This is a genomic window from Rhodococcus sp. NCIMB 12038, from assembly GCF_002165735.1.
GTDB lineage: Bacteria > Actinomycetota > Actinomycetes > Mycobacteriales > Mycobacteriaceae > Rhodococcus_F.
Genome location: NZ_NHML01000015.1, coordinates 197,357 through 222,191, shown reverse-complemented (window position 1 = coordinate 222,191; position 24,835 = coordinate 197,357). Strand labels below are relative to the sequence as shown.

At 67.8% G+C, this 24,835-nt stretch carries 20 protein-coding genes; 7 read left to right on the top strand and 13 right to left on the bottom strand.

Annotation, left to right across the window (positions count from 1 at the left end; all coding sequences use genetic code 11):
- Positions 1 to 89: 89 nt before the first annotated feature.
- Positions 90 to 2,792, bottom strand: a complete 2,703-nt coding sequence (locus CA951_RS23905; protein ID WP_087559179.1) for a LuxR family transcriptional regulator — start codon at positions 2,790 to 2,792, stop codon at positions 90 to 92.
- A 140-nt stretch (positions 2,793 to 2,932) separates the two neighbouring features.
- Between CA951_RS23905 and CA951_RS23900 the strand changes: the two genes are divergently transcribed.
- Positions 2,933 to 4,864: a 2-oxoacid:acceptor oxidoreductase subunit alpha gene (locus CA951_RS23900; RefSeq protein WP_087559178.1), complete on the top strand. Its 1,932-nt coding sequence runs from the start codon at positions 2,933 to 2,935 to the stop codon at positions 4,862 to 4,864.
- Between the two features lie 5 nt (positions 4,865 to 4,869).
- Positions 4,870 to 5,937, top strand: coding sequence for a 2-oxoacid:ferredoxin oxidoreductase subunit beta (locus tag CA951_RS23895; RefSeq protein WP_087559177.1), 1,068 nt, complete (start codon positions 4,870 to 4,872; stop codon positions 5,935 to 5,937).
- Here CA951_RS23895 and CA951_RS23890 read toward each other — a convergent pair.
- The 7 genes from CA951_RS23890 to CA951_RS23860 form a co-directional block, all read right to left on the bottom strand.
- Positions 5,913 to 7,265 (bottom strand): aromatic acid/H+ symport family MFS transporter, encoded by a 1,353-nt coding sequence (locus CA951_RS23890; protein WP_087559176.1) that lies wholly within the window; start codon positions 7,263 to 7,265, stop codon positions 5,913 to 5,915. The genes CA951_RS23895 and CA951_RS23890 overlap by 25 nt on opposite strands.
- Before the next feature lie 144 nt (positions 7,266 to 7,409).
- Positions 7,410 to 8,204, bottom strand: coding sequence for a 1,6-dihydroxycyclohexa-2,4-diene-1-carboxylate dehydrogenase (locus CA951_RS23885; RefSeq protein WP_087559175.1), 795 nt, complete (start codon positions 8,202 to 8,204; stop codon positions 7,410 to 7,412).
- Positions 8,201 to 9,751 carry a benzoate 1,2-dioxygenase electron transfer component BenC gene (benC, locus tag CA951_RS23880; protein WP_087559174.1) on the bottom strand — a complete coding sequence of 517 codons (1,551 nt, stop codon included), beginning with the start codon at positions 9,749 to 9,751 and terminating at the stop codon, positions 8,201 to 8,203. Before benC ends, CA951_RS23885 begins: the two co-directional genes overlap by 4 nt.
- A gap of 36 nt (positions 9,752 to 9,787) precedes the next feature.
- Positions 9,788 to 10,297, bottom strand: coding sequence for a benzoate 1,2-dioxygenase small subunit (gene benB, locus CA951_RS23875; RefSeq protein ID WP_087559173.1), 510 nt, complete (start codon positions 10,295 to 10,297; stop codon positions 9,788 to 9,790).
- 14 nt (positions 10,298 to 10,311) lie between these two features.
- On the bottom strand, positions 10,312 to 11,688 hold the full coding sequence (gene benA / locus CA951_RS23870) for a benzoate 1,2-dioxygenase large subunit (protein WP_087559172.1): 1,377 nt from the start codon (positions 11,686 to 11,688) through the stop codon (positions 10,312 to 10,314).
- Between the two features lie 180 nt (positions 11,689 to 11,868).
- Entirely contained in the window at positions 11,869 to 12,864 is a 996-nt protein-coding gene (locus tag CA951_RS23865; RefSeq protein ID WP_087559171.1) for a 2Fe-2S iron-sulfur cluster-binding protein, read from the bottom strand.
- 2 nt (positions 12,865 to 12,866) lie between these two features.
- Complete coding sequence (locus tag CA951_RS23860; protein WP_087559170.1) at positions 12,867 to 14,078, bottom strand: cytochrome P450; 1,212 nt, start codon at positions 14,076 to 14,078, stop codon at positions 12,867 to 12,869.
- Positions 14,079 to 14,284: 206 nt separating this feature from the next.
- Here CA951_RS23860 and CA951_RS23855 point away from each other — a divergent pair, with 206 nt between their 5' ends.
- Positions 14,285 to 15,232, top strand: a complete 948-nt coding sequence (locus CA951_RS23855) for an AraC family transcriptional regulator (protein ID WP_087559169.1) — start codon at positions 14,285 to 14,287, stop codon at positions 15,230 to 15,232.
- 20 nt (positions 15,233 to 15,252) lie between these two features.
- Here the strand turns inward: CA951_RS23855 and CA951_RS23850 are convergent, their stop codons facing one another.
- Positions 15,253 to 16,869: a 4-hydroxyphenylacetate 3-hydroxylase family protein gene (locus CA951_RS23850; protein WP_087559168.1), complete on the bottom strand. Its 1,617-nt coding sequence runs from the start codon at positions 16,867 to 16,869 to the stop codon at positions 15,253 to 15,255.
- A 28-nt stretch (positions 16,870 to 16,897) separates the two neighbouring features.
- Entirely contained in the window at positions 16,898 to 17,458 is a 561-nt protein-coding gene (locus tag CA951_RS23845) for a flavin reductase family protein (RefSeq protein WP_087559167.1), read from the bottom strand.
- Positions 17,459 to 17,623: 165 nt separating this feature from the next.
- Here CA951_RS23845 and CA951_RS23840 point away from each other — a divergent pair, with 165 nt between their 5' ends.
- Complete coding sequence (locus CA951_RS23840; protein WP_087559166.1) at positions 17,624 to 18,562, top strand: AraC family transcriptional regulator; 939 nt, start codon at positions 17,624 to 17,626, stop codon at positions 18,560 to 18,562.
- 10 nt (positions 18,563 to 18,572) lie between these two features.
- Here CA951_RS23840 and CA951_RS23835 read toward each other — a convergent pair whose 3' ends face one another.
- Together CA951_RS23835 and CA951_RS23830 are read right to left on the bottom strand one after the other, a co-directional pair.
- Positions 18,573 to 20,063 carry a multicopper oxidase family protein gene (locus CA951_RS23835; protein ID WP_087559165.1) on the bottom strand — a complete coding sequence of 497 codons (1,491 nt, stop codon included), beginning with the start codon at positions 20,061 to 20,063 and terminating at the stop codon, positions 18,573 to 18,575.
- 52 nt (positions 20,064 to 20,115) lie between these two features.
- On the bottom strand, positions 20,116 to 21,063 hold the full coding sequence (locus tag CA951_RS23830) for an acyl-CoA thioesterase (RefSeq protein ID WP_087559164.1): 948 nt from the start codon (positions 21,061 to 21,063) through the stop codon (positions 20,116 to 20,118).
- Between the two features lie 233 nt (positions 21,064 to 21,296).
- Here CA951_RS23830 and CA951_RS23825 point away from each other — a divergent pair, with 233 nt between their 5' ends.
- Positions 21,297 to 21,863, top strand: coding sequence for an intradiol ring-cleavage dioxygenase (locus CA951_RS23825; protein ID WP_087559163.1), 567 nt, complete (start codon positions 21,297 to 21,299; stop codon positions 21,861 to 21,863).
- Here the strand turns inward: CA951_RS23825 and CA951_RS23820 are convergent.
- A complete protein-coding gene (locus CA951_RS23820) occupies positions 21,851 to 22,621 on the bottom strand; it encodes an IclR family transcriptional regulator C-terminal domain-containing protein (protein ID WP_087559214.1) in 771 nt (256 codons plus the stop codon). The genes CA951_RS23825 and CA951_RS23820 overlap by 13 nt on opposite strands.
- A gap of 206 nt (positions 22,622 to 22,827) precedes the next feature.
- Here CA951_RS23820 and catA point away from each other — a divergent pair, with 206 nt between their 5' ends.
- Positions 22,828 to 23,670 carry a catechol 1,2-dioxygenase gene (gene catA, locus CA951_RS23815; protein ID WP_087559162.1) on the top strand — a complete coding sequence of 281 codons (843 nt, stop codon included), beginning with the start codon at positions 22,828 to 22,830 and terminating at the stop codon, positions 23,668 to 23,670.
- 29 nt (positions 23,671 to 23,699) lie between these two features.
- Positions 23,700 to 24,821 (top strand): muconate/chloromuconate family cycloisomerase, encoded by a 1,122-nt coding sequence (locus CA951_RS23810; protein WP_087559161.1) that lies wholly within the window; start codon positions 23,700 to 23,702, stop codon positions 24,819 to 24,821.
- The last annotated feature ends 14 nt before the right edge of the window (positions 24,822 to 24,835 follow it).

The window sequence follows — 24,835 nt, the reverse complement described above, 5'->3', positions numbered from 1 at the left end:
GGGTCGGCTGCATCGGTCGAGATTCAGCCTGGCCGGACGAGGGCGCCCGGAACAGGCACCCTCGGGGTGGGTTCCCGCCACCCGGAACGTCACTCCTGATCGCGGAACTGCGCCGCGAGTTCGCTGCGCGAGCGGATGCCGAGCTTCGCGTAGACGCGGGTCAGGTGGTACTGCACCGTCTTGACGGACAGGAACAGCTCGCCCGCCGCCTCCTTGTTGCTGGCTCCGCCCGCGACGAGTTCGGTCACCGCCCGTTCCTGCGGAGTCAGTTCCTCGAGCGTGAACCGGCTGCGTTTGACGTTGAGGCCGCCTGCCTTCAGTTCGCGGTCGCACCGCTGCACGTAGGAGGTGGCACCGAGCGCGGAATACCCTTCCCGCGCGGCCTGCATGACGGCGTCGGCTTCGCGTCGTTTGCCTGCCCGGCGCAGGGTCTGGCCGTACGCGAAGTTCACCCGGGCGCGGTCGTAGGGGAGGGGCAACGTGTCGAGTTGGGTCAGCGCATTCTCGAACACGTCCCTGGCGGCGTCGATGTCGCCGCGCGCGCCGGCGATGCGACCGCGGGCGTAGCCGAGACGCGCCATCGCGGACCGGTGCCCGCGTTCCGCGGCCCGTTCCTCGTGCGGGGTGAGGAACGCGTCCGCGTCGTCGACGTGCCCGGTCATCACGAGCGCGTTCGCGTAGACGTCTGGCCACTGCCAGAAGCCGGGTTCGTCGACCCCCTCCCGGGGTTCCAGGCGGGTGAGAGGCTCCAGCGCCCTGATGACGGCCGCGTAGTCGGCCTCCACTTCGGCGCACTGGGCACGCGCCAGTGAGGACGGGATGAACATCATCGGGTAGTCGTGCGAACTCGCGACGGCGAGGCGGAGATGCTCCTGTGCCGCGGGCCAGTTCCCGCGCAGCGCGTGGGTCTGCGCGCCGGTCCAATGGACGAGGGGCCGGAGAAGATCGAGCGTGGCGTCCTCGAGTTGGTGCGCGGCACGGTCGACGGTGGCGATGGCGCCGTTCCAATCGCCGAGGGCGAATTGTGTTCGCGCCAACCAGGCCTGCGCCCACAGCGAGATGCGGGTGGAGCCCATCCGGAAGGCCGTGGGGACGGCACTCTCGAGTTCCTGGCGCGCCGCTTCGGGATCGTCCAGCGCCAGGTCGAGCCAGCCCCGGGCCATGTCGAAGCGCTGGGACTGGGCGCCGAGGGCGATCTTCGCGGACAGGGTGTCGTAGTGTGCCCTCGCCTCCGCGATCCGGCCGGTGGCGGCGAGTCCGAGGCCCATGATCGCCGCGGATTCGACGGCCGACGGATCAGCCGAATCGACGAGAGCGACTGCCCGGGAACCCCACTCGACGAGGTCCGGTCCGTGCCAGCGGGCCAGCGAGTCGAGGACGCGCCGCTGGCAGATCAAGGCCGCGGTGGCGGGATCGGTCTCCGGGTCGCAGGCGGCCCAGGACTGGGTGAGCAGCGCCTCGGCTTCCGCGCGACGGCCGCGCTGGATCGCGAGGTAGCCGAGCACGGCGTCCCGCAACGGGCTTTCCGGGAAACTCTCGATCTCCGGGGCGAAAGCCACTGCCTGGGACAGATTTCCGGTACCGACGAGGGCGTCGACGGCGCGAATCAACCGCTGCTCGCGTTCCCGCCGATCCGCGGTGAGGCGGCTCGACTTGATCAGTGCGTCCGCGACCGCCGACCACGCCCCGACGGTCGCCCTGCTCGCGGAGTAGCGGTCTAGTTCGTTTGCGAGTGCCGGGTCGGCGAACGGGGAGGCCGCGGCGCGGTGGTCCAGTCGCCTGCCCTCGTCCTCGACGATCCGTGCGGCGTGATCGTGCAGGTCGCGCAATCGGGTCGGTCTGAGGCTGTGGTAGACGGCGGCGCGGGTGAGTGGCGACGGGAAGGTCAGCACGATCACACCGCGGTGCTCACCGGCGGTGAGGAGGCCTGCCCGGTGAAGTTCGTCGAGCGCGTCCACCGGGTGTTCGATGCCGGCGAGTGCGGCGGCGTCGGCGAATCTCGGACTCCCGGACAGGACTGCGGCCGCTTCGGCGAGCGCCCGGGCCTGCGGTGAGGCCTCCGACAGCAGCGACCGTACCTTTGCGGCGAACGTGTGCGGCACCGGGAGGACCGCCTGCCAGCGTCCCCAGGCGACCGGATCGACTTCCTGGAGGAGTTGCGTGAGGTGCCGCGGGTTCCCGGCCGTGTGCTGGACCAGCTGGTACGCGAGCGGGGCGGGAAGGTCGACGTGCGCGAGGCTGCTCGCGAGGGCGCGAGCGTCGGACGCGTCGAGTGGGCGGACACGAACCCGGTGGCGGCTGTGCCGGTCGAGAACGTCGAGGACGTCCGCGGGAACACCGTCGGGCGGATCCGGGTTCGTGACGAGGACGATCGTGGCCGGACGGTCGAGCAGGTGCACGGCGGAGGTCAGCGACTGAAGCGACGCGAGGTCTGCCCAGTGCGCGTCGTCGACCACGACGACGAACGGCGCGTCACCGGCGCGCGGACCCACCGACGTGACGAATTCACGGGCGACGTCGAGCGGGTCCTGCGACGTGACGGCCGTACCCAGCAGCTGTTCGGCGACTCCGAAGGGACGGCTCGACGCCCACGGGGCACACACCGCGGAGAACGCGGGCACGGCGGGATGCGCGGCGAGGAAATGTTCCACCAGAGTGGTCTTGCCGATGCCCGGCACGCCTTCGACGACCACGACGACGGGCCCGTGTAGGGCCGTCTCGTGCAGGGCCGCCTCGAGTTCGGCGAGCTCGCGGGAACGTCCGACGAACTCGATATTCCCTGGGTCACTCACGTCACTCACCGTATCGCGACGCGCTATTTCGGCGTCTTCCTGGCGAAAATTGGGAACGCTTGTACGGTGAGGTTAGAAGCTGCTGGTCAGAGCGAACACGAGTCGAAGGATTCGGTGCAATTCATGACGAGGGTGCATTCATGACGGGGGCCAACTCCACGAAGCTGGAGCGGGTGGCGATCCGCTTTGCCGGCGACTCGGGCGACGGTATGCAGTTGACCGGCGACCGGTTCACGTCGGAGGCGGCGGCGTTCGGCAACGACCTCGCCACCCAGCCCAACTTCCCCGCCGAGATCCGGGCGCCGCAGGGCACCCTCCCCGGTGTGTCGTCGTTCCAGATCCAGATCGCGGACTACGACATTCTCACGGCTGGCGACCGCCCGGACGTCCTGGTCGCGATGAACCCGGCGGCGTTGAAGGCGAACGTGGCCGATCTGCCGCGCGGCGGCATGATCATCGTGAACACGGACGAGTTCACCAAGCGGAATCTCGCGAAGGTCGGGTACGCCACGAGCCCGCTCGACGGCGATTCCCTCGAGGACTACGTGGTGCATCCGGTGGCGATGTCGACGCTGACGTCGGGTGCGGTGGAACCCGCCGGACTGAGCCGGAAGGACGGCGAGCGGGCGAAGAACATGTTCGCGCTCGGGCTGCTGTCCTGGATGTACAACCGCCCCACTCACGGCATCGAGCGGTTCCTGCAGGTCAAGTTCGCGGAGAAGCCGCAGATCGCGGAGGGCAACCTGCTCGCGTTCAGGGCCGGGTGGAACTACGGGGAGACGACGGAGAGTTTCGCGACGACGTACGAGGTGTCGGCGGCGACGCTCCCACCGGCCACGTACCGCCAGGTCACCGGGAACACGGCCCTGGCCTACGGGGTGGTCACCGCGGGGCAGCTGGCGTCGCGGGACGTCTTCCTCGGCACCTACCCGATCACCCCGGCGTCGGACATCCTGCACGAGCTGAGCAAACACCGGAATCTCGGTGTCACCACGTTCCAGGCGGAGGACGAGATCGCCGGGATCGGCGCGGCGCTGGGTGCGTCGATCGGGGGTGCGCTCGGGGTGACGAGTACGTCCGGGCCCGGGCTGGCGCTCAAGAGCGAAGCGATCGGCCTGGCGGTGATGACGGAGGTTCCGTTGCTCGTCATCGACGTCCAGCGCGGCGGCCCGTCCACCGGTCTTCCGACGAAGACCGAGCAGTCGGACCTGTTGCAGGCGATGTACGGGCGCAACGGCGAATCGCCGGTGGCCGTGATCGCCCCGTGCTCACCCGCGGACTGTTTCGGCGCGGCGGTCGAGGCCGCCCGGATCGCGTTCACGTACCGCACACCGGTGCTGTTGCTGTCGGACGGTGCGATCGCGAACGGCAGCGAACCGTGGGCCGTCCCGGACGTGTCCGCACTGGACCGGATCGATCCCGGCGTCGAGACGGCGCCACCGGCGGACGACGAGTTCGCACCGTACGTCCGCGACCGGGAGACGCTCGCGCGTGCGATGGCGATACCGGGAACTCCCGGGCTCGAACACCGCATCGGCGGTCTGGAGAAGGCCGACGGCAGCGGCGACATCTCCTACGATCCCGCCAACCACGACCTGATGGTCCGGCTGCGCCAGGCCAAGATCGACGGAATCACCGTTCCCGACGCCGTCGTCGACGACCCGTCGGGGGAGGCCGACCTGCTGCTCGTCGGGTGGGGAAGTTCGTACGGGCCCATCGGCGAGGCGTGCAGGCGTGCTCGCCGTGAGGGCAAGAAGGTGGCCCACGTGCACGTGCGCAACCTGAACCCGCTGCCCGCGAACCTCGGTGCGGTGCTTCGCAGTTACGGGACCGTCGTCGCCCCGGAGATGAATCTCGGGCAACTCGCGATGATCCTCCGCTCGCGGTTCCTCGTCGACGTGCAGTCGGTGACCAAGGTGAAGGGCCTCGCCTTCCTCGGCGACGAACTGCACGAGGTGATCGACTCCGCACTGGCCGGGACGTTGCGGGAGCACGAACTCGCGAAGACCTCCGACGCGCTCGCGTCGGCGACCTATCGATCGACCGGACCCCGGCAGGAGGAGTCGGCGTGACTCGGATGATCAGTCGGGTGGGCACGGATCTGGGACTGAGCGCCACGGCGCACGTGCCCCGGACCGACGAACCGCAGAAGGCCAAGGACTTCGCCTCGGACCAGGAGGTCCGCTGGTGTCCGGGGTGCGGAGATTACGTCATTCTCGCGACGATCCGAAGTTTTCTGCCCGAGTTGGGACTTCGACGCGAGAACCTGATGTTCGTCTCCGGCATCGGATGCTCGAGCCGGTTCCCGTACTACCTGGACACGTACGGTTTGCACTCGATTCACGGCCGCGCGCCCGCCATCGCGACCGGTCTGGCGGTGACGCGCCCCGACCTGTCGGTGTGGGTGGTGACCGGCGACGGCGACGCGCTGTCGATCGGCGGCAACCATCTCATCCACGCCCTGCGCCGGAACGTCAACCTGACGATCCTGCTGTTCAACAACAGGATCTACGGGTTGACGAAGGGTCAGTACTCCCCGACGTCGGAGGTCGGGAAGGTCACCAAGTCGACGCCGCTGGGGTCGGTCGACCACCCGTTCAACACGCTGTCCCTCGCGCTGGGCGCCGAGGCGACGTTCGCGGCCCGCGCGATGGACTCGGACCGCAAGGGGCTGACGGAGGTGCTGCGGCAGGCGGCGGCCCACCGCGGCACGTCCTTCGTGGAGATCTACCAGGACTGCCCGATCTTCAACGACGGCTCGTTCGACGTCCTGCGCAAGGACGGTGCGGAGCAGCGCCTGATCCCGCTGACCCACGGCGAGCCGATCGTGTTCGGCGGTTCAGGCGAATACTGCGTCGTCCGATCCGGTTTCGGCCTGAAGGTCGTCGCGACCGCCGACGTCGACCGGGACGAGATCGTGGTGCACGACGCCCACACCGACGACCCCGACTACGCCTACGCACTGTCGAGGCTGTCCGACCAGGACCTCACCCATACCGTGACGGGTGTGTTCCGCAGCGTCGCGCGGGACACGTACGACGACATGGTGCGCCTGCAGAACGAGATCGCGCGGGAGACGGACCCCGTCGACGACGGTTCGCTGCAGCGGTTGCTGACCGGTCACGACACCTGGACGGTGGAGTAGGACTCCTCGCTGGTGGTCGCAACCGCATCCCGCTGGCGCGGGACGAAGAACGTCACGATCCCGCCCAGGACGGCGATGCCCGCGAAGACGTAGAACGCCACCTGGCTGCTGATGCCGGCGCTGATCAGGGCGCCGCCGATCAGCGGGCCGAAGATGCCGCCCAGCCGGCCGAATCCGGCGCACCAGGCCACCCCGGCGCCGCGCGCGGACGTCGAGTAGTAGTTGGAGACGAATCCGTAGATCAGGACCTGGGTGCCGATGGTGCCGACTCCGGCGACCGCGACGGACGCGAGGAGCACCGGAAGCGAGAAGCCGAGCGTCAGGAGGATCAGGGCCAGCGCGGCGAGACCGAACGTGGTGGCGACGACCCGTTGCGGTCCGATGCCGTCGGCAACCTTCGAGGCGATCAGGCCGCCGAGGATCGCGCCGCCGTTGAGGACGAGCAGGAACGACAGCGACCCCTTCGCGTTGAAGCCGGCGTCCTCCATGATCTTCGGGAGCCACGTGTTGAGCCCGTAGGTGAGCAGCAGGCCGGAGAAGCTCATCAGCCCGAGAAGCGCGGTGCCCCAGGCGTAACGGCGCGTCGCGAGTGCCGCGAAGCCGACCTTCTCCACCGACGCCCGCTCCGCGGCGATCTCCTCGGGGCCGGGCATCGGGATACCCGTCCGTTCGGAGACGCGACGGGCCTTGTCCTCCTGCCCCCGCGCGACGAGCCACTTCGGCGACTCCGGCAGTTTCGCGAGCGCCAGCGGAAGGAGGATCACGATGGGCAGTGCGCCGATCCAGAAGAGGCCGCGCCACCCGATCGTGTCGCGCAGGACGATCGCGAGGAGGGAGGCGAGCACTCCGCCTGCGGGGACGCCGCTGTAGACGATCGCGTTGTACAGGTTCCGCTTTCCGGGAGGGGCGAACTCCGCCACCATCGCGCCCGCGGTGGCGACGAGACCGCCGACGCCGATGCCGGTGAAGAATCTCAGCAGGCCGAACATGGTGACGTTCGTGGCCAGCGCGGCGAGTCCCATGCCTACGGAGAACCATGCGATGTTGACCAGCATCATCCGGCGCCTGCCGAGGTAGTCGCCCACCGCGCCTGCGGTGAGTGCGCCCACCATGACGCCGATCAGTGCGTACGAGCCCAGTGCGCCAGCCTGCTGGGCGGAGATCTCGCCGAGTTGGCCGGGATCGTTCATCAACGTCGGGAGGATGGTTCCGTACACGACGAGGTCGTAGCCGTCGAAGATGATCGCGATCGTGGCGATGGCGACGATCCAGGTGACGGCGCTGCGGTGTCTCGGACTTGCCCAGGTGCCGGGGGTGGATTGAGTCATGGTGATCTCCGCTCGGTGGGTGTGACGGGGAATCGGGCCTTGCATCAAAGTGTGCTGTGTCACAGTTGAATTCGGGTAGAGAAATGCCCCATCGGCGAGGCGGTGCAACGCGCCTCGCCGATGAGGCGGTCGAGATCTGTGGGGCTAGCCGAGGTCGCCACCGGCGACGGGCAGGACCGTGCCGGTGATGTAGGAGGCCTCGTCCGAGGCGAGGAAGACGATCGCGGCGGCCTGCTCGTCGAGCGTGCCGTACCGCTTCATCAGCGACGAATCGACCGTCTGGTCGACGATCTGCTGGTACCAGGCCTTTTCCTGATCGGTGTCCGCGCCGGGACCGCGCGGAACACGGCGCGCGGGCGCCTCGGTGCCGCCGGGAGCGGTGGCCACCACGCGGATTCCGTACTGCGCCGCTTCGAGTGCGAGGGAGGCGGTGAGCGCGTTGACCCCGCCCTTCGATGCCGCGTAGGGCGCGCGGTTGACACCCCGGGTGGCCACCGAAGACACGTTGACGATGGTGCCCGACTGCTGCGCGATGAGGTGGGGGAGGACGGCGCGGCACGTCCACAGAGTCGGGAACAGGGAACGCTGCACCTCCGCCTGGATCTGCTCGGCGGTGTAGTGCTCGTACGGCTTGGCCCAGATGGTGCCGCCGACGTTGTTGATCAGCACGTCGAGCCGGCCGTGCTGCTGCCGCGCTTCACCGATTGCCGCCTCGGCGTCCGCGAACTGCTCCAGGTCGGCGGTGATGCTGTGCGCCTCGGTGCCATTCTCCCGCAATCCCTTCGCGACGTCGTGGACGAGGTCGGCGCGGTCGATGAGGATCAGCGACGCGCCCTCGGCCGCGAGTCGGGTGGCGACCGTCAGTCCGATGCCCTGCGCGGCACCGGTGACCGCGACGACCTTGCCGTCGAAACGGTGCGGCGTGACGAATCTGCTCATGCGACGGCACTCCTCTCGATGGCGCGGCACATGGTGGCCTTCGCGTGCGCGCTGTGGCTGACGATCAGGTCGTGGGCGGCGGCGCGGTCACCCTTCTCGAACGCGGCGACGATGTCGAGGTGGTCGTGCTGGATGTGCTCGTCCACCCAGTCCGCGGTGCGGAGCACCTTGGTCATCAACTGAGTGACCTCCAGGCGGTTGTACGCCTCCAGCAGCACGTCGTTGGCGGTGCACCGGAACAGGAACTCGTGGAACGAGGCGTTGGTGTCGGTGAACGCGCTCGCGTCCGTGAAGTGGTCGTTCTCGATCGATTCGCAGGAGGTCTCGGCGAGAATCCGGTACTCGGACAGCTGTTCCCGCGTCATCCGGCCGATGGTCAGTTCCATTGCACCCAGTTCGAGGGCCATGCGGGCGTCGAACTGTGCGTCCGACTCGGACAGCGGCTGGTGCTCCTCGCCGATCTCGTACTCGGGCGCCGCCGGGGCCGCGACCGCGACCGGGTCGGCCGCCGGCGCTGCGGCTCCCTCGGACCCGCTCGGCGTGGCCGCGTTGTTGAACTTCTCGAAGTAGAAGTTCGCCGGCGTCACGCCCTCCGCCTTCAGGTGGTCGCGCACCGCCTCGACCATCGGAGGCGGGCCGCACAGGTACACGTCCACGTCGCCGTCGTTCAGGTGCGCGGGTTCGAACAGGCCGGTCACGTACCCCTTGTTGGGGGCGCTGCTCGCGGGGTCGGACACGCAGTAGTCGAACGTGAACTGCGGCAGCGACTTCGTGTAGTCCTCGAGCTTGTCCAGTTCCACCAGGTCCGCGTCGGACGAGACCCCGTAGATCAGGTGCACGGGGTGGTCGGCGGCGTCGGTGCGCATCTTGTCGAGGATCGACAGCAGCGGGGCCAGCCCGGTGCCGCCGGCGAGCAGCAGCGCGCGGCGCTTCTGCTCACGCAGGAAGAAGCTTCCCATCGGGCCGGTGAACTCGAGTGTGTCGCCGACCTGGGCGCGGTCGCGGAGGTACTCCGACATCAGACCGCCGTCGGTGATCTTGACCAGGAACGACAGTTCCTTCGACGTGGGTCCGGTGCTGAACGAGTACGAGCGCGTCGCTTCGGTCCCGGGAACGGTGATGTTGACGTACTGCCCGGGGAGGAAGACGAGGTCGTCGCGGTTCGTTAGGTCGATGGTGAACCCGATGGTGGTGTCGGAGAACTTCCGGATCTCCGTGACCGTCGACGTGAACGTGCCCGCAGCCGTCTTGGCGACATCCGACGTCGTCGGGATCTGCAGCACCAGATCGCTTTCCGGCATCATCTGGCAGGGAAGGCAGTAGCCCTGCTCCGCCTCGTCGTCGGTGAGCGCTTCCTCGATGTAGTCGCCGCCGTCGTACGTGCCGGACTCGCAGAGCGACTTGCAGGTGCCGCACGCCCCGTCCCGGCAGTCGAGGGGAATGTTGATGCGTGCGCGGTAGGACGCGTCGGCGACCGTCTCGTCGCCGTCACACTTGATGAAGCGGGTGATCCCGTCCTCGAAACTCAGTGCAACTTGGAAAGTCATGGAAAACAGCTCGATTCGCGAAGAATGGAAAGGAAATCAGATGTGATAGATGTCGACCACGTGGTGGATGTAGTCGTTCTTGAGCACGACCTTCTTCTTCATGATCAGAGGCTGCTCACCGGAAAAGTCGATCGTGTAGAACGAGTTCCCGAAGTACGTGTCGACCGTGTTGTACCGGAAGTACAGCGTGAACCAGTTGAACCGGACATCCACGACGTCGCCCCGGCGCTCGACGACCTCGACGTTCGAGATGTTGTGCCCGGTACGCGGTTCCGGAAGGCTCGTCGCGCTCGACCGGTCGGTCTTGATGCGGAACACCCGGTCCTCGATGCCGCCACGGTTGGCGTAGTAGATCAGGGAGATCTCGGTCATCGGATCGGTGGTCAGTTCACCGTCGTCGGCCCAGGCCGGCATCCAGAACTCGGAGTCGGGGTGATAGCACTCGATCCACTTCTCGAACTCGCGGTCGTCGAGGTAGCGGGCCTCACGGTAGAGGAACTGCTCGATGTCGTGCTGGGTGACGGTGCTTTCGGCTACTGCAGTCATGGTGATCGTCTCCCTCAGCGGTTGTTCGCGGCAACGTCGGCGTCGAGCGCCTTGGTGAGCGCCTGCACCCAGTAGCCGTGCTGGATCGGGTAGAGGCCCTCGTCCTCGGTCTTCACACCACTGGAGATCGGGTTGATGCCGATCTTCTTGGCGTCCTCGTCGGGACCCTGGATTTGGTGGGTGACACCGCGGCTGAGGTCGTTGAACGGTGCGGCCCCGGCCTGGTACGTCTTCTGGCAGGAGCGGAACTCCTCGAGATCGTCCGGGGTGGCCATACCGGTGGCGTTGAAGAAGTCCTCGTACTGCCGGATGCGGGCGGCGCGGGCCGTCCGGCTCTCACCCTTGGGTGCGATGCAGTAAATGGTGACCTCGGTCTTGTCGACGGAGATCGGACGGAAATGCCGGATCTGCGAACCGAACTGGTCCATCAGGTACACGTTCGGGTACAGGCACAGGTTGCGGGACACGCCGATCATCCAGTCGGCGCGGTCCTCGCCGTACTCGGCGACCAGTTCGTCGCGGCGCTCGTTGAGGGGGCGGTTGGCGGGGTCGGCCCACTTGGTCCACAGCAGCAGATGGCCGTTGTCGAACGAGTAGTAGCCGCCCTGCTGCTTCGACCACTTGCCGGCGTCCATCGCCTTCGTGGCGTTGGTGGACTCACCGGATTCGCGCCGCGACGTGGTCGCCGCGTAGTTCCAGTGGGTGGCGGACACGTGGTAGCCGTCGGCGCCGTTCTCGGTCTGCAGCTTCCAGTTGCCGTCGTAGGTGTAGGTGGACGCACCGCGCAGCACCTCGAGTCCGTCGGGCGACTGGTCGACGATCATGTCGATGATCTTCGTGGTGTCACCGAGGTGTTCCTCGAGCGGCGGGACGTCGGCGTTGAGGCTGCCGAACAGGAAGCCGCGGTAGTTCTCGAACCGCGCGACCTTGGTGAGGTCGTGGGAGCCGTCCTTGTTGAACTGCTCCGGGTAGCCGGCCTCGCGGGGGTCCTTGACCTTGAGCAGCTTGCCGGAGTTGTTGAACGTCCAGCCGTGGAACGGGCAGGTGAACGTGGTCCGGTTGTCCGTCTTGCGCCGGCAGAGCATGGCGCCGCGGTGGCTGCACGCGTTCACCAGGGCGTTGAGTTCGCCCTCCTTGTTGCGGGAGATCACGATCGGCTGGCGGCCCATGTACGTGGTGAAGTAGTCGCCGACGTTCGGGATCTGGCTTTCGTGGGCCAGGTAGATCCAGTTGCCCTCGAAGATGTGCTTCATCTCCAGTTCGAACAGGTCCTCGTCGGTGAAGACGCTTCGTCGCACCTGGTAGCGGCCGGTTTCCGAGTCTTCGATGAGCGCGTCGGCCAGCTTGGCGCGCACGTCCTCGGACGGCGCTGAGTACAGGGTTTCAGTCATGGGATCCTCCAAGATCTCCGGGGGCTTGCGCCCTGCGGGGGCGCCCGGGTCCGGCAATGGATTCCACTCTTGCAGCCTGTGCCCTGCATCACACTAGGCATTTACCGAGTACTGACTAGGACGTGTTCGGCATGCGCACGCCGGGGTCTCGGCGGCCCCGGCGTGCGTCTTGTACCGGGATCAGCCGGCGGGGGTGAACTTCTCCCGGAAGATACGCCGCGGCGCCATCCGCCTGCGTTTGAACGCCTTGATCCCGGCGTCGACCATCGCGGGCGGCCCGCACAGGTACCCGGAGTGACCGCGGCAGGTGTCGAAGTCCGCCACGAATGCATCGGTGACGTACCCGGACCGCCCGGACCACGTCTCGTCGCTCAGGCACGGAACGTATCGGAACCCCGGGTGCGCCCGCTCCCATTCCCGCAGCAGGTCCACGTCGTACAGGTCGGCTTCCCCGCGCACCCCGTGATACAGGTGGATCGCCCGGTCCGGTTCTTTCGTCAGTGCCTGGCGAGCAATCGATTTCAGCGGGGCGAGACCGGTTCCGCCGCCGAGCAGGATCATCGGACCGGCGTCCTCCGGGTCGAGACGGAACTCGCCGAGCGGGCCTACCATGTCTACTCGCTCACCGACGGACATCGAGCCGAACACCCAGCCTTCCGTCGCCGCTCCACCCGGTTGCCTGCGGATGTGGAACTCGAGCTGTTTCGACTCGCCCGGTGTGTTCGCCATCGAGTACGGGCGGCCGTGACCGGTGCCGGGGACCCGCAGTTCGACGTACTGCCCCGCGGAGAACTCGAGCGGGCTGTCGAGCGTGACGAGAACGCGCCTCGTGTCGCGGGCGATGTCCTCGATCGCGCTCACGGTGCCGACGAGGTCCCGCAGTGCGTGGACGTCGCCCGCGGGCGACGCGTCCAGGCGCTCGACCACCGTGTCGCTGCACGGGGTCGCCTGGCAGGCCAGCGCGAACCCCTGCTCGCGCTCGGCCGGGGACAGGGTGTTCTCCGGCGACGGTCCGTGGTCGACGGCCCCCGACACCACCCGCAGCTTGCACGTTCCGCACGTGCCCTGATTGCACGAATTCGGCATCCACACGCTGCCCCGGAGGAAGGCGTCCAGGATCGGCTGGTCGGGGCGGCAGTCCACGCTGTCGGTGCCGACCGAGACGGTGAAGGTCACGGCTACACCTCCCACGTGGTCCGCAGTGCGGTCGGACCGCGGAAACCCCAGCCCCAGAACTCGACGTCCGCGCCGGCATCGCGTTCGAGGTTCGGGATCGCCTCGAACAGCTCCTCCAGGCCGATGCGGCACACGTGGTTGGCGAAGTAGATGCCCGCACACGCGTGGTTGCCGGAACCGAACGCCAGGTGGGGGAGCGGGGGACGCGTCATGTCGTAGTCGGTGGGGGCGTCGTAGACGGCGGTGTCGTGGTTGGCCGAACCGTAGGACAGCAGCACCACGGATCCCTCGGGAAGGAACACGTCCCCGAGCGTGACGTCCCGGGTGCTGATGCGGGCGGTGGCCGACCAGATCGGAGAGGTCCAGCGCATTCCCTCGGAGATCGCCCGCGGAATCAGGGCGGGCTCGTCGACGACGGCCTCCAACTGCTCGGGGCGGGTGAACAGACCCACGAGCGTCGACGCCATGCCGTGCCCGGGCTCCTGCATCGCGCCCAGCAGGTAGACGAACAGGGTGGGGTAGATGTACTCGCGGTCGCGGACCTGCCCCTCGGGCATGCCGTCGTGCAACCAGTGCGAGATGGCGCTGTCGTCGGGGTCGACGGTCCACTTGTCGATGAGCGGATCGACGACCGCCCGGATCTCGGCCTTCGCCTCGTCACCCTGCACGAAGCCCTCCGGGTTCGTGAATTCTCCGTTCGCGTCCACGCCCGCGTTGGTGAAGGAGTTCGACAGCCGGTGGAACCAGTCGCGCAACGTGTCCGAGCTGACGTCGTTCAGGCCCAGCAGATCACCGAGTGCGCGCACGCTGACCGGCTCGCAGTACTGCGACACCAGATCGGCGGTGCCGTCGTTCTCGAACTGCTCCACGTAGCGCCGCGCGATGGGCCGGACGAGCCCGTCGACCCACCGATCCACCTCCGACGGTTGCAGCGCCGGGTCGACCATCGACCGCAGGTCGCGGTGGATCTCACCGTTGACTCCGATCACCGCCGGGTGGCCGAACGTGCGCCCGCCCGCCTTCGTGATGATCCCCTCGAAGTCGGGGCTGTTGGCGATGGAGCGGCACAGGTCGGCGGTGGTCGCGACGAACGACCCGAGAACCGGGACGTACGCCAGCGGCGCCTCGGCGCGCAGCCGTTCGTACACCGGGTACGGGTTGCGCTCGAGTTCCGTCATCGTGATCTCGTCGATCCAGGACAGCGTGGCGGTCATGTCAATTCTCCTCTTCGAAAACAACTTTCGTGGCCGTGGCGGCGTGGAAGAGAACGTATTGCGCAGGTCGGCGGGCCGTCTAGCCACTCTGCGCGGGGCCTGGACGATGTGCGCGACAAGTTGTGATCGGCATCTCAGTTACCCTCGACTCGGAGTCCCGGCGCAGCTTCAATTGGTCGGAAGAGATACTTCAGCGAGGCAGGTGCATGACGATGGCATCGACGATCACCGAGACCCGGGACTGGGATGCGGCGTCGAGAGCGGTGGCCGGTGCGTACTTTCCCCATACGCTGACCGACCTGTCGTCGGGCGGTGCGATGACCCTGTCGATGCGGACCGTCGACTTCGGTCCCGTCACGCTCGGCAGGCTGGGCTGGGGCGCGGACGTGTCGATCGAATGCGACTACCCGGGCGCGTACGAGGTCAACATCCCGCTGTCCGGTTCGCTGGAGTCCTGTTCGCCGGGCGGCACGGTGGTGTCGCGGCCGGGACAGGCCACCGTCTTCCGGGCGGACGAGCCGACCCTGATCACCCGGTGGAGCGGCGACTGCTCGGTGCTCGGCGTCAAATTCGACGGCGACTTCCTCGAGCGGGAGGCCGACCGGATCCTCGGTTCCGAGCTGCGGACCGGGCTGCGCCTGCCCGCACAGCTGGATCTCACCGGTGCCGCGGGAAACAGCTGGTTCCGTCTGGTGCGCTCACTGACCGCGCAACTGCGGGAGCCGGCCGACCTTCTCGCGAACCCGGTGGTCGGCCCGCAACTCGCCGGCGCGATCACGTCGGCGTTCATCCTCGCCGTCACCCCCGACGAGGACGCCCGCCCGAGCTCCCCGCGACCGCGGATCGTCAAACGCGTCCTCGACGGACTCCACGACGACCCGGCCCGTGCCTGGACCGCGGCCGACATGGCCGAGCTGGCGGGCACCAGTGTCCGCCGCCTGCAGGAAGGGTTCCGCCAGTACGTCGGGCGTAGCCCCTCCGAATGCCTCCTCGACATCCGGCTGAGCCGCGCCCACGAAGACCTGAAGGCGCTGGGGTCGAGTGTCACCGTCTCCGAAGTCGCTGCCCGATGGGGCTTCACGCACGCGGGCCGGTTCTCCGCCGCGTACCGCCGCAGGTACGGCAAATCCCCGTCAGAGCTCGTTCGCTTCTGACGGGGAGTGCGCGTGTGGGACTACTTGTTACCGAAGTACGAGACGTCGTCGTTGCCGATGAGGTCGGGCACCGTCCAGCCGTCGAGGTCGTACTCGGACAGGCACTGCTCGGCGAGGCCCTTCATGGAGGCGACGTCGCCACGGTTCTCGGCGGCGAACAGCAGTTCGGCCTTGACGTTCTCGTGGTTGCCGGAGTAGTTCCGCTCGTACAGTTCGTGGCGGCCACCGAATTCGCTGCCGATCGAATCCCACAGTGCCTTCATGATCTTCACGCGTTCGACGGCGGTCATGCCGTCCGAGCCGCGGACGTACTTGTCGAGGTACGGGCGGACGTCGGGTGACTTGAAGTCGCGGGCGCTCGACGGCAGGTAGATCAGGCCGGACGCGACGTCCTGCTCGATGATCTCCTTGATCCGCGGGTAGCCCTGGATCATGAACATGCGGTACGTGAGACCGTATTCGAGCTTGGGGATGACGGTGTCGCCGATCCACGGCTCGGGGTTGCGTGCCATGGATTCGGTGAGTGACCAGAACAGGTTTCGCCATCCGATCACTTCACCGACGCGGGTCTGGACGCCGCGGAAGCCGCCGGCCCCGGTGGCGTCGAGGGCCTTCATCAGCATGCCGGCGATGAAGTCGAGCTTCACCGCGAGACGCGTGCAGCCCTGGAACGTGAAGCGGGGCAGGAACCCCGACTGCGGGAAGAAGCCGTTGATCTTGTCCACGTCGCCGTACATGAAGACGTTCTCCCACGGCACCAGCACCTTGTCGAAGATGAAGATGGTGTCGTTCTCGTCCATCCGGCTCGACAGGGGATAGTCGAACGGGGTGCCCATCACGGCCGCGTTCTGCGTGAACGAGGACCGGCAGATCAGCTTCACCCCGGGCGCGTCCATCGGGACGGTGCAGATGAGGGCGAATTCCTTCTTCTTGATCGGNAGNCCGTAGTGGGCGATGAAGTTGTAGTTGGTGATCGCCGATCCGGTGGCGACGACCTTGGCGCCACTGACGATCAGGCCNGCGTCGGTTTCCTTNTCCACCTTCATGAACACGTCNCCGACCTCGTCCGGCGGCAACTGGCGGTCGACGGGCGGGTTGATGATGGCGTGGTTCCAATAGAGAACCTTCTCCTGCGATTCCTTGTACCAGCGCTCGGCGTTGTCCTGGAACGGCGAATACAGTTCCTTGTTCGCGTGCAGGGTGCCGAGGAANGACGCCTTGTAGTCGGGGGAGCGGCCCATCCAGCCGTANGTCATGCGCGCCCAGGTGGCGATGGCGTCGCGTTCCTTCAGCAGGTCGTCGGAGGACTTCGGCGCCTTGAAGAACGGCATCGTCACGCCGCCGTTGCCGGTGTCGGTGGAGGTGGTGACCTTGTCGACGTGCTCACCGGTGTGCATCGAGTCGTAGAGGCGGGCGGTCATCCGGATCGGGTTGCGGAACGCCGGATGCGTCGTGACGTCCTTCACCCGTTCCCCGTGCAGCCAGATCTCGCGGTCGTCGCGCAACGACTCGATGTACTCGTCGCCGGTCATCGGGCGGGTGGCGAAGTTGGCGGTGCGGTTGGCCTCGCAGTCGGCGGCAGGGTTGACCTTCGTCGGGTCGACCGCGGTCTCGGGAGTGCTTTCGGTGGTGGTCATGGGAGTGAAGTCCTTTCGGATTCGGCAATCAGTGGGCAGGCTGAAGATGGAATGGGGTGAAGGAGGTGGTGGAGTCGAACCATCCGTTGTTCGGATCGTCCATCGATCCGTTCCACGCGGCCGACGCGGACGGCGAACCGAGATCGTGGAAGGTGCTCCGGTAGAACAGCAGCGGATCCTTGCCGCTGGATTCGGCGGCCACGATCTCACCGATGAAGATGATGTGGTCGCCACCGTCGTACTCCGCCCACGGCTCGCAGGACAGCGTGGCGGCGGCGCCGCAGATGACGGGGGCCGTCGGTCCGTCGGCCCACACGGGTTCGGGATTCTGCGGGCGCCCGGCGAAATGCATCGCGGTGTCCACCTGGTCCGCGGCGAGGATGTTGACGGCGAACGGAGACTTGCTCAAGTAATTGCAGGCCTTCGACTTTCGGGTCAGGGTGATCTGGCACAGCCTCGGTTCGATCGAGACGGCGGTGAAGGCGGTGACCGTCGCTCCGTGCGGCAGACCGTCGGAGTTGGCGCACGTGATGACCGTGACTCCGCTGGCAAACTGCCCGAAAATGTTTCGGAGTTCGCGCTGCTCCATGTTCGGAGCCTCCCTTCCTGTCCGGGGCGCTGTTGAGGTACGGAGAAACGTACGACTGCGGGAACGGGGCGTCGATCCGCTGAGCGCGGAGGTGATCCGCTTTGCGCGGAGAGTTGAGGCGGGGCCTCGATTGCATTGCGGAGTGTGCGCGGTCACACTGGTGCCATGTCGGCCACGTCGAAGATTTCCCGCCCCGAGGATTGGGACGAGGCGTCACACGTCGTGTCGGACGTGTACTTCCCGCACATCCTCACCCCGCTGAGCAGGTCGAAGGCGACCAATACGGTCGCGGAGGCCGTGGAACTGGGCCCGGTGAAGATCACGCACATCGGCTGGGGTGCGGACGTGTCGATCCGGTCCGACCACCCCGGCGCGTACGCCGTCAACGTCCCGCTGTCGGGGCACCTCGAGTCGGTGACCGGCAGGAACGAGGTGCTCTCGGCGCCGGGTTCCGGAATGATCTGCCCGCCCGACACGTCGACGGTCATCACCACCTGGAGTGAGGAGTGCTCCATCATCGGGGTCCGCGTCGACCGGGACCACCTGCACCGGGAAATGTCGCGGATCCTGGCCCGGCCCGACATTCAGCTACCCCCGCAGATCGACGTGACCACGGAGAACGGCGCGAGTTGGCTCGCTCTGGTGCGGTCGTTGCTGAACCAGATGCTGGAATCGGGCGGGGTGCTGGGCAACGCGCTCGTCGCGGAGCAGTTGTCGGGTGCGGTCACCACCGCGCTCGTGCTCGCCGCGGTCCCGGACGATGGGGCCGGGGTGGGATGCGCGCGTCCGCGGATCGTGAAGCGGGTGGTCGACGAGATCCACGCCGACCCGTCGCGCGCCTGGACGGCGGCCGACATGGCCGAGGTCGCCGGGGTCAGCGTGCGCCGGTTGCAGGAGGGGTTCCGCGACTACGTCGGGGTGAGCCCCCGCGACTACCTGCTGGACGTGCGACTCGAACGCGTCCACGACGACCTGCTGCGCGCGGACGGTGCACCGACGGTCGCCGAGGTCGCGATGCGCTGGGGTTTCACCCACACCGGCCGGTTCGCGGCGGCGTACCGCCGCAAGTACGGTGTGGCGCCCTCGGAGGCGCTCCGGCGCTGACGGTCCGGGCTCAGCCGGTGTAGGAGAAGATGGTCGCCATGCCCGCGGCGAGATGATAGTCGTTGTGGCAGTGCGTGATCCACTGGCCAGGGTTCGTCGTGTCGATGTCGGCGGCGACGGTCTGGCCGGGGAGCACGATCACGGTGTCCTTCCGCGGTCCGGAGCCGTCGATCCGGGCCACCGCGAACGTGTGCCCGTGCAGGTGCATGGGGTGCCACATCATCGTCGTGTTGGTGTAGACCAGTCGTACCCGCTGATCCGAGTGCACCGTCAGCGGTGTGTGGTCGGGATACGCCTGGCCGTTGACCGTCCACGAATACGCCTTCATGTCGCCGCCGAGCGACGCCTCCAGGGTGACGGCAGGGTCGAGAACCGGTAGGCGCGCGGCCTCGGTGGCGCGCAGGTCGGCCACGGTGAGCGGCGGTGCCGCGAGCTCGGCGGGCATCACCGTGGTTGCGGGGGCCGCGCCGCCCCCGGTGCGGACCACCGCGAATCCCTGCGCGCCCTTCCCCTCGGCGACCGCGACCAGCGGGAACACCCCGTCCTGCAGGGTGACGACGGCGTCGTACCGCTCGCCCATGCCGATCAGCACCGAATCGGTGTCGACCGGATCGACAGGGAAACCGTCCGTGTCCGTGACGGTCAGCCGGTGGCCACCCAGCGCGACCCGGAACGCCGTGTCGTCGCCGGCGTTGATCAGCCGGATCCGGGCGCGTTGCCCCGCTCGCGCGGTGAACACCACCGGGTCGGCGGGAGTTCTGCCGTTTACGAGATACACCGGATACCGCACGTCCCCGGCGTCGCCGCCGAGCGCGGCCGATTTCATGTCGGGGCCCGGCGCGGACGCCATCGTGCCGCCCCGCAGGTCGTCGAAGACCTGCGTCGGCGTGCGATCGGTCAGCCAGTCGGACAGCACGGCGACGAACTCGGCGTCGTAGTTCGCAGGTGCCCCGGGGTCGTCGACGATCAGCGCCCCGTACAGCCCGCGGCCGCGCTGGAGATCGCCGTGCGTGTGATACCAGTACGTTCCCGGGGCGGGCGGGATGAAGTCGTAGACGAATTCGTCCCCCGCCGGGATCGGGGCCTGCGTGACGTCCGGGACCCCGTCCATGTCGTTGCGGATGGCGAGTCCGTGCCAGTGCACCGTCGTGGGGTCCGGGAGCTGGTTGCGAAACCGCACCTGGACCCGGTCGCCGACGTTCGCGCGCAGAATCGGGCCCGGCAGTTGCGTGTTGTACAGCCACGCCGCGGTGCGCGTGCCTGCGAGGTCGACGTCGGACTGCGCCGCGGTCAGTTCGTAGGCGACCGGCCGGCCGCCGGGGAACCGCTGCGACTCGGCCTCGGCGAACGCCCGCACCTGCGGCGAATCCGGCCCGATCGCGGCCTCGGTGTTCTCGGTGCGAGCGCAGGCCGCGGTGAGTCCGAGCAGCGCGGCTCCCGCGCCCCACTGGAGCACGCGCCGCCGGGACAACTGCGCGTCGAATGGACGGTTGCCGGGCATCCCCCGCTCCTTCCGCGGGTAGACCTTTTCCCGTGACGCTACCCGGGCGGGGTCAGGCGAGGGCGCCGATTCGCGCCCGGTCGCGGAGGGCGATGAGTTCGCGGGCGTGCGCGTCCAGGTTGCGATCCTCGCCGGACTGCGGAACCCACTGCCGCACAGCCGTTGCCGCGCCGTCGTCGTCGACAGCGGCGACGACGGTGAGGCAGTGGGTGGTGAGGTTCATTTCCCGGGTGCGCGGGTCGCCCGATCGCACGTGCACCGAGATGTGCATGGTCTGCGCGCCCGTGTGCAGCAGGCGGGCGTCGACCTCGACGACGTGCCCGATCTGGATCGGGCGGTAGAACCGGACACCGCCGGCGTACACGGACACGCACGGGGTGCCGTTCCACGACGTGCCGCAGAGGTAGGCGGCCTCGTCGATCCAGCGCATCACGGTCCCGCCGTGAGTCTTGCCGCCCCAGTTGACATCGGTGGGCGCGGCCAGGAAGCGGGTCAGTGATTCCGGTGCGGTGCCCGCGTCGGTGTAGCTCTGCTTGCTCATCGCCTCTTCGATGTCGGCCCGCAGGCCGATGCGCATGACGGCCTCCTCGGACTCGGCGTGGTCTGTGGCGGTGACGGGCTTCCACGGCGGCACCGTCGTCGGCTTTCCGGAGTCGTCGACGGCCACGAAGATGATCAGGCAGTTGCTGGCCTCGGTGAACTGCCCGGTCCGCGGATCGGCGGACGAGACCGTGCACTGGATGTGCATGCTGGAGCGCCCGGTGTGGACGAGCCGTGCTTCGACTTCCACGAGGTGTCCGGACTCGATGGACCGGGTGAATTTGATGTTTCCGACGTACGCGGTGACGCAGTAACTACCGCTCCAGCCGACCGCGCAGGCGTACGCGGCCTTGTCGATCCATTCGAGGATGCGGCCGCCCTGGACTGCACCTCCGAGCGTCGCGACCTCGGTGGGTGCGGCGAGGAAGCGGAGGGTGATGCTGCGGGGAGGGGTGGTCATCGATGTGTTCCTCGGGTGTTCGACGTGGCCGGCGCGAGGGCGCGCACCGTGCGACGGCGAAACGTCGTTGTCCGCCGGTGGCCGGGAAATCATCCCACAGTTGCCCCTAACCGACCCGTTCGCGATGTGAACGGACCGCGGTTGACGAACGCTTGTGACTGCGGGCACACTCGACCAGGACCGCACAGCGTTCCCTGTGTACGCACAGCGTGCACGAGTGATCGGATCAGGTGATGAGCTCAACCTCGACGACGACCGCACCCAGGGCGGACCTGGCCTGCCTCGACTACGTGGACCGGGAGTTCTACCTCCCCGCGCAGCGGGTACTGCCGTGGACTGCGAACCTCGCCGCACTTCCCGGCGAACCGGGGACGCCGCTGCGGATGACGGGCGTCGTCCGGTCCCGCACCGGCGAACCGCTGTCGGGTGCGGAGATCGAGATCTGGCACGCGGACGCCGACGGATGCTATTCCGGGTACTCCGTGGAGATCCTGCGCAACAACCTGCGCGGCATCGTCGTCACGTGCGCGGGCGGCCGCTTCGACATCGCGACGGTGCAGCCCGCGCCGTGCGAATTCTCCAGCGCCCGAGGTGATGCCGACGTGGGTCACCTCAATGTGATCGTGCACGCGCGCGGCTACCGGTCGCTCGAGACGCGCGTCGTTCCCAGTGTGGGTGGTGCGCGAGTGGTGGGGGAGTCCGCCGTCGAGACACTCGTCGACGTCGGTGCCGGCGGTGCGGTCTCCTGCGATTTCGTGCTCGACCCGATCCGACCGGCGTGCGGCCCTCAGCCGGTGTAGCCCATGTCCGCACTCAGGGCGGCCGCGGCGGCGAGGACGCACGGAACGGCCTGTTCCCGGAACTGCGCCGGAGTGTTGCGTGCCGACGAGGTGGAGCACGCGACCACGCCGACCACCGTGCCTGCGGCGTCGCGGACCGGTGCGGCGAGCGAGATCAGCCCCTTCTCCAGTTCCTCGGCCGTCAGCGCGAAGCCCTGCTCCCGGACCTTCGCGAGTTCGCGGTCGAGTTCGGCCGCGGAGCCGATGGTCTCCGGTCCCAGCTTCTGGAACGTCGACTCGGCGACCACCCGTTCGACGATGTCGACGGGTGCCCAGGCGAGGAGGGCGCGGCCCATGGACGTGGCGTACGCGGGGACGCGGGTGCCCACGGAGACGTTGATGCTCATGATCCGCCGGACGGGGACGCGCGCGGCGTAGACCACGTCGGCGCCGTCGAGCACGCCGAGCGACGCGGACTCCTGGGTCTTCTCGGCCACCTCGAGCAGTCGGGGCATCGCGGCCTCGATCAGCGCGTGCGACTCCGAGTAGTGCTGTCCGATGCTGAGCACGCGCGGGGTGAGCGACCACCGGCCTCCCGCCCCCGCGACGTACCCCAGTTTCTGGAGGGTGAGCAGAATCCGGCGGACGGCGGGTCGCGACAGTCCCGCTTCCGTCGCGAGTTCGGCGAGCGTCGGGTTCGGGCGCTGGGCGTCGAACGCCAGCAGCACTGCGAAACCGCGCTCGATGCTCTGGATGTAATCGCGATCGCTCTCGGTCATTGCGGCCTCCACCAGCGATTCGTGTGCTTCTTCGGACTCGGGGTTGACATTTCAATGTGACTGCGCGCACAGTAGTGGTGTACGCACAGCGTGATATTAGTACGCAGAGCGTACAGATGCAAGAACTTCCGGCGTGTGAACACCCACCGCGTCGCCCAGAACTCGATAACCGCCCTGTCCGAATTCCTTCAGCCCGAGGAGAAACGATGACCACCACCGAGAGCCCCACCGCAGCCGGTTCCGGTTCCGCCGCCACCGACAAGTTCAAGTCCGAGCGCGTCAGCGCCGACACGTCGCCCGAGCGGCTCGCGGCGATCGCCAAGGACGCCCTCGGCGCGCTCAACGACGTGATCCTGAAGCACGGCGTCACCTACCCCGAGTACCGCGTGTTCAAGCAGTGGCTCATCGACGTCGGCGAGGGCGGCGAATGGCCGCTGTTCCTCGACGTGTTCATCGAGCACTCCGTCGAAGAAGTCCTCGCCCGCTCCCGCAAGGGCACCAAGGGCAGCATCGAGGGCCCGTACTACATCGAGAACTCGCCGGAACTGCCGTCCAAGTGCACCCTGCCGATGCGTCCCGAGGACGAGAAGATCACCCCGCTCGTCTTCGCCGGTCAGGTCACCGACCTCGACGGCAACGGGCTCGCCGGGGCGAAGGTCGAACTGTGGCACGCCGACAACGACGGCTACTACTCGCAGTTCGCACCGCACCTGCCCGAGTGGAACCTGCGCGGCACGATCATCGCCGACGACGAGGGTCGCTACGAGATCACCACGATCCAGCCGGCGCCCTACCAGATCCCGACCGACGGCCCGACCGGCCAGTTCATCGAGGCGCAGAACGGCCACCCGTGGCGTCCCGCGCACCTGCACCTCATCGTGTCGGCGCCCGGCAAGGAGTCGGTCACCACGCAGCTGTACTTCAAGGGCGGCGAGTGGATCGACAGCGACGTCGCGTCGGCCACCAAGCCGGAACTGATCCTCGACCCGAAGACCGGCGACGACGGCAAGAACTACGTCACCTACAACTTCGTGCTCGACCCCGCGTGACCCGTTCCACCCGTACAGAAAGTGATCCGATGACCGACCTGTCGATCGTCTCCGTCGAAACGACGATCCTCGATGTGCCGCTGGTGCGTCCCCACAAGTTCGCGACCACGTCGATGACCGCGCAGCCGCTCCTGCTGGTCGCGGTGAAGACCGCGGGCGGCGTGACCGGCCACGGCGAGGGCGTCGTCCCCGGCGGCCCCTGGTGGGGCGGTGAGTCGGTGGAGACGATGCAGGCGATCATCGAGAAATACATCGTCCCGGTCCTGCTGGGGCGGGGCGTCGACGAGATCACCGGCATCATGTCGAACATCGAAAGGGTGGTCGCCAACGCGCGTTTCGCGAAGGCCGCCGTCGACGTTGCGTTGCACGACGCCTGGGCGCGCAGCCTGGGTGTGCCCGTGCACACGCTGCTCGGCGGCGCCTTCCGAAAGGGCGTCGACGTGACCTGGGCCCTCGGCGCCGCACCGGCCGAGGAGATCATCGAGGAGGCCCTGGGTCTCGTCGAGTCGAAGCGGCACTTCAGTTTCAAGCTGAAGATGGGCGCGCTCGACCCCGCCGTCGACACCGCGCGGGTGGTCCGGATCGCGCAGGCGCTCGAGGGCAAGGCCGGTGTCCGGATCGACGTCAACGCCCGATGGGACCGGCTCACGGCGCTGAAGTACGTGCCCCGCCTCGTCGACGGCGGCGTCGAACTGATCGAGCAGCCCACCCCCGGTGAGCAACTCGAGGTCCTCGCCGAGCTGAACCGTCTCGTCCCCGTCCCGGTGATGGCCGACGAGAGCGTCCAGACCCCGCACGACGCGCTCGAGGTCGCCCGCCGCGGCGCCGCCGACGTCATCGCGCTCAAGACCACCAAATGCGGTGGCCTCGCCAAGAGCCGCGAAGTAGTCGCCATCGCCAAGGCCGCCGGAATCGCCTGCCACGGCGCCACGTCCATCGAAGGCCCGATCGGCACCGCCGCGTCCATCCAGTTCGCCTGCGCCGAGCCCGGCATCAACTTCGGCAGCGAACTGTTCGGGCCCCTGCTGTTCAGTGAGGAACTGCTGCAGGAACCGATCCACTACGCCGACGGCCAGGTGTCCCTGCCCGAAGGCCCCGGACTCGGAGTCGAGCTCAACATGGACGCAGTCAAGACCTGGACCAGGAACTGAGGAGGACACCACCC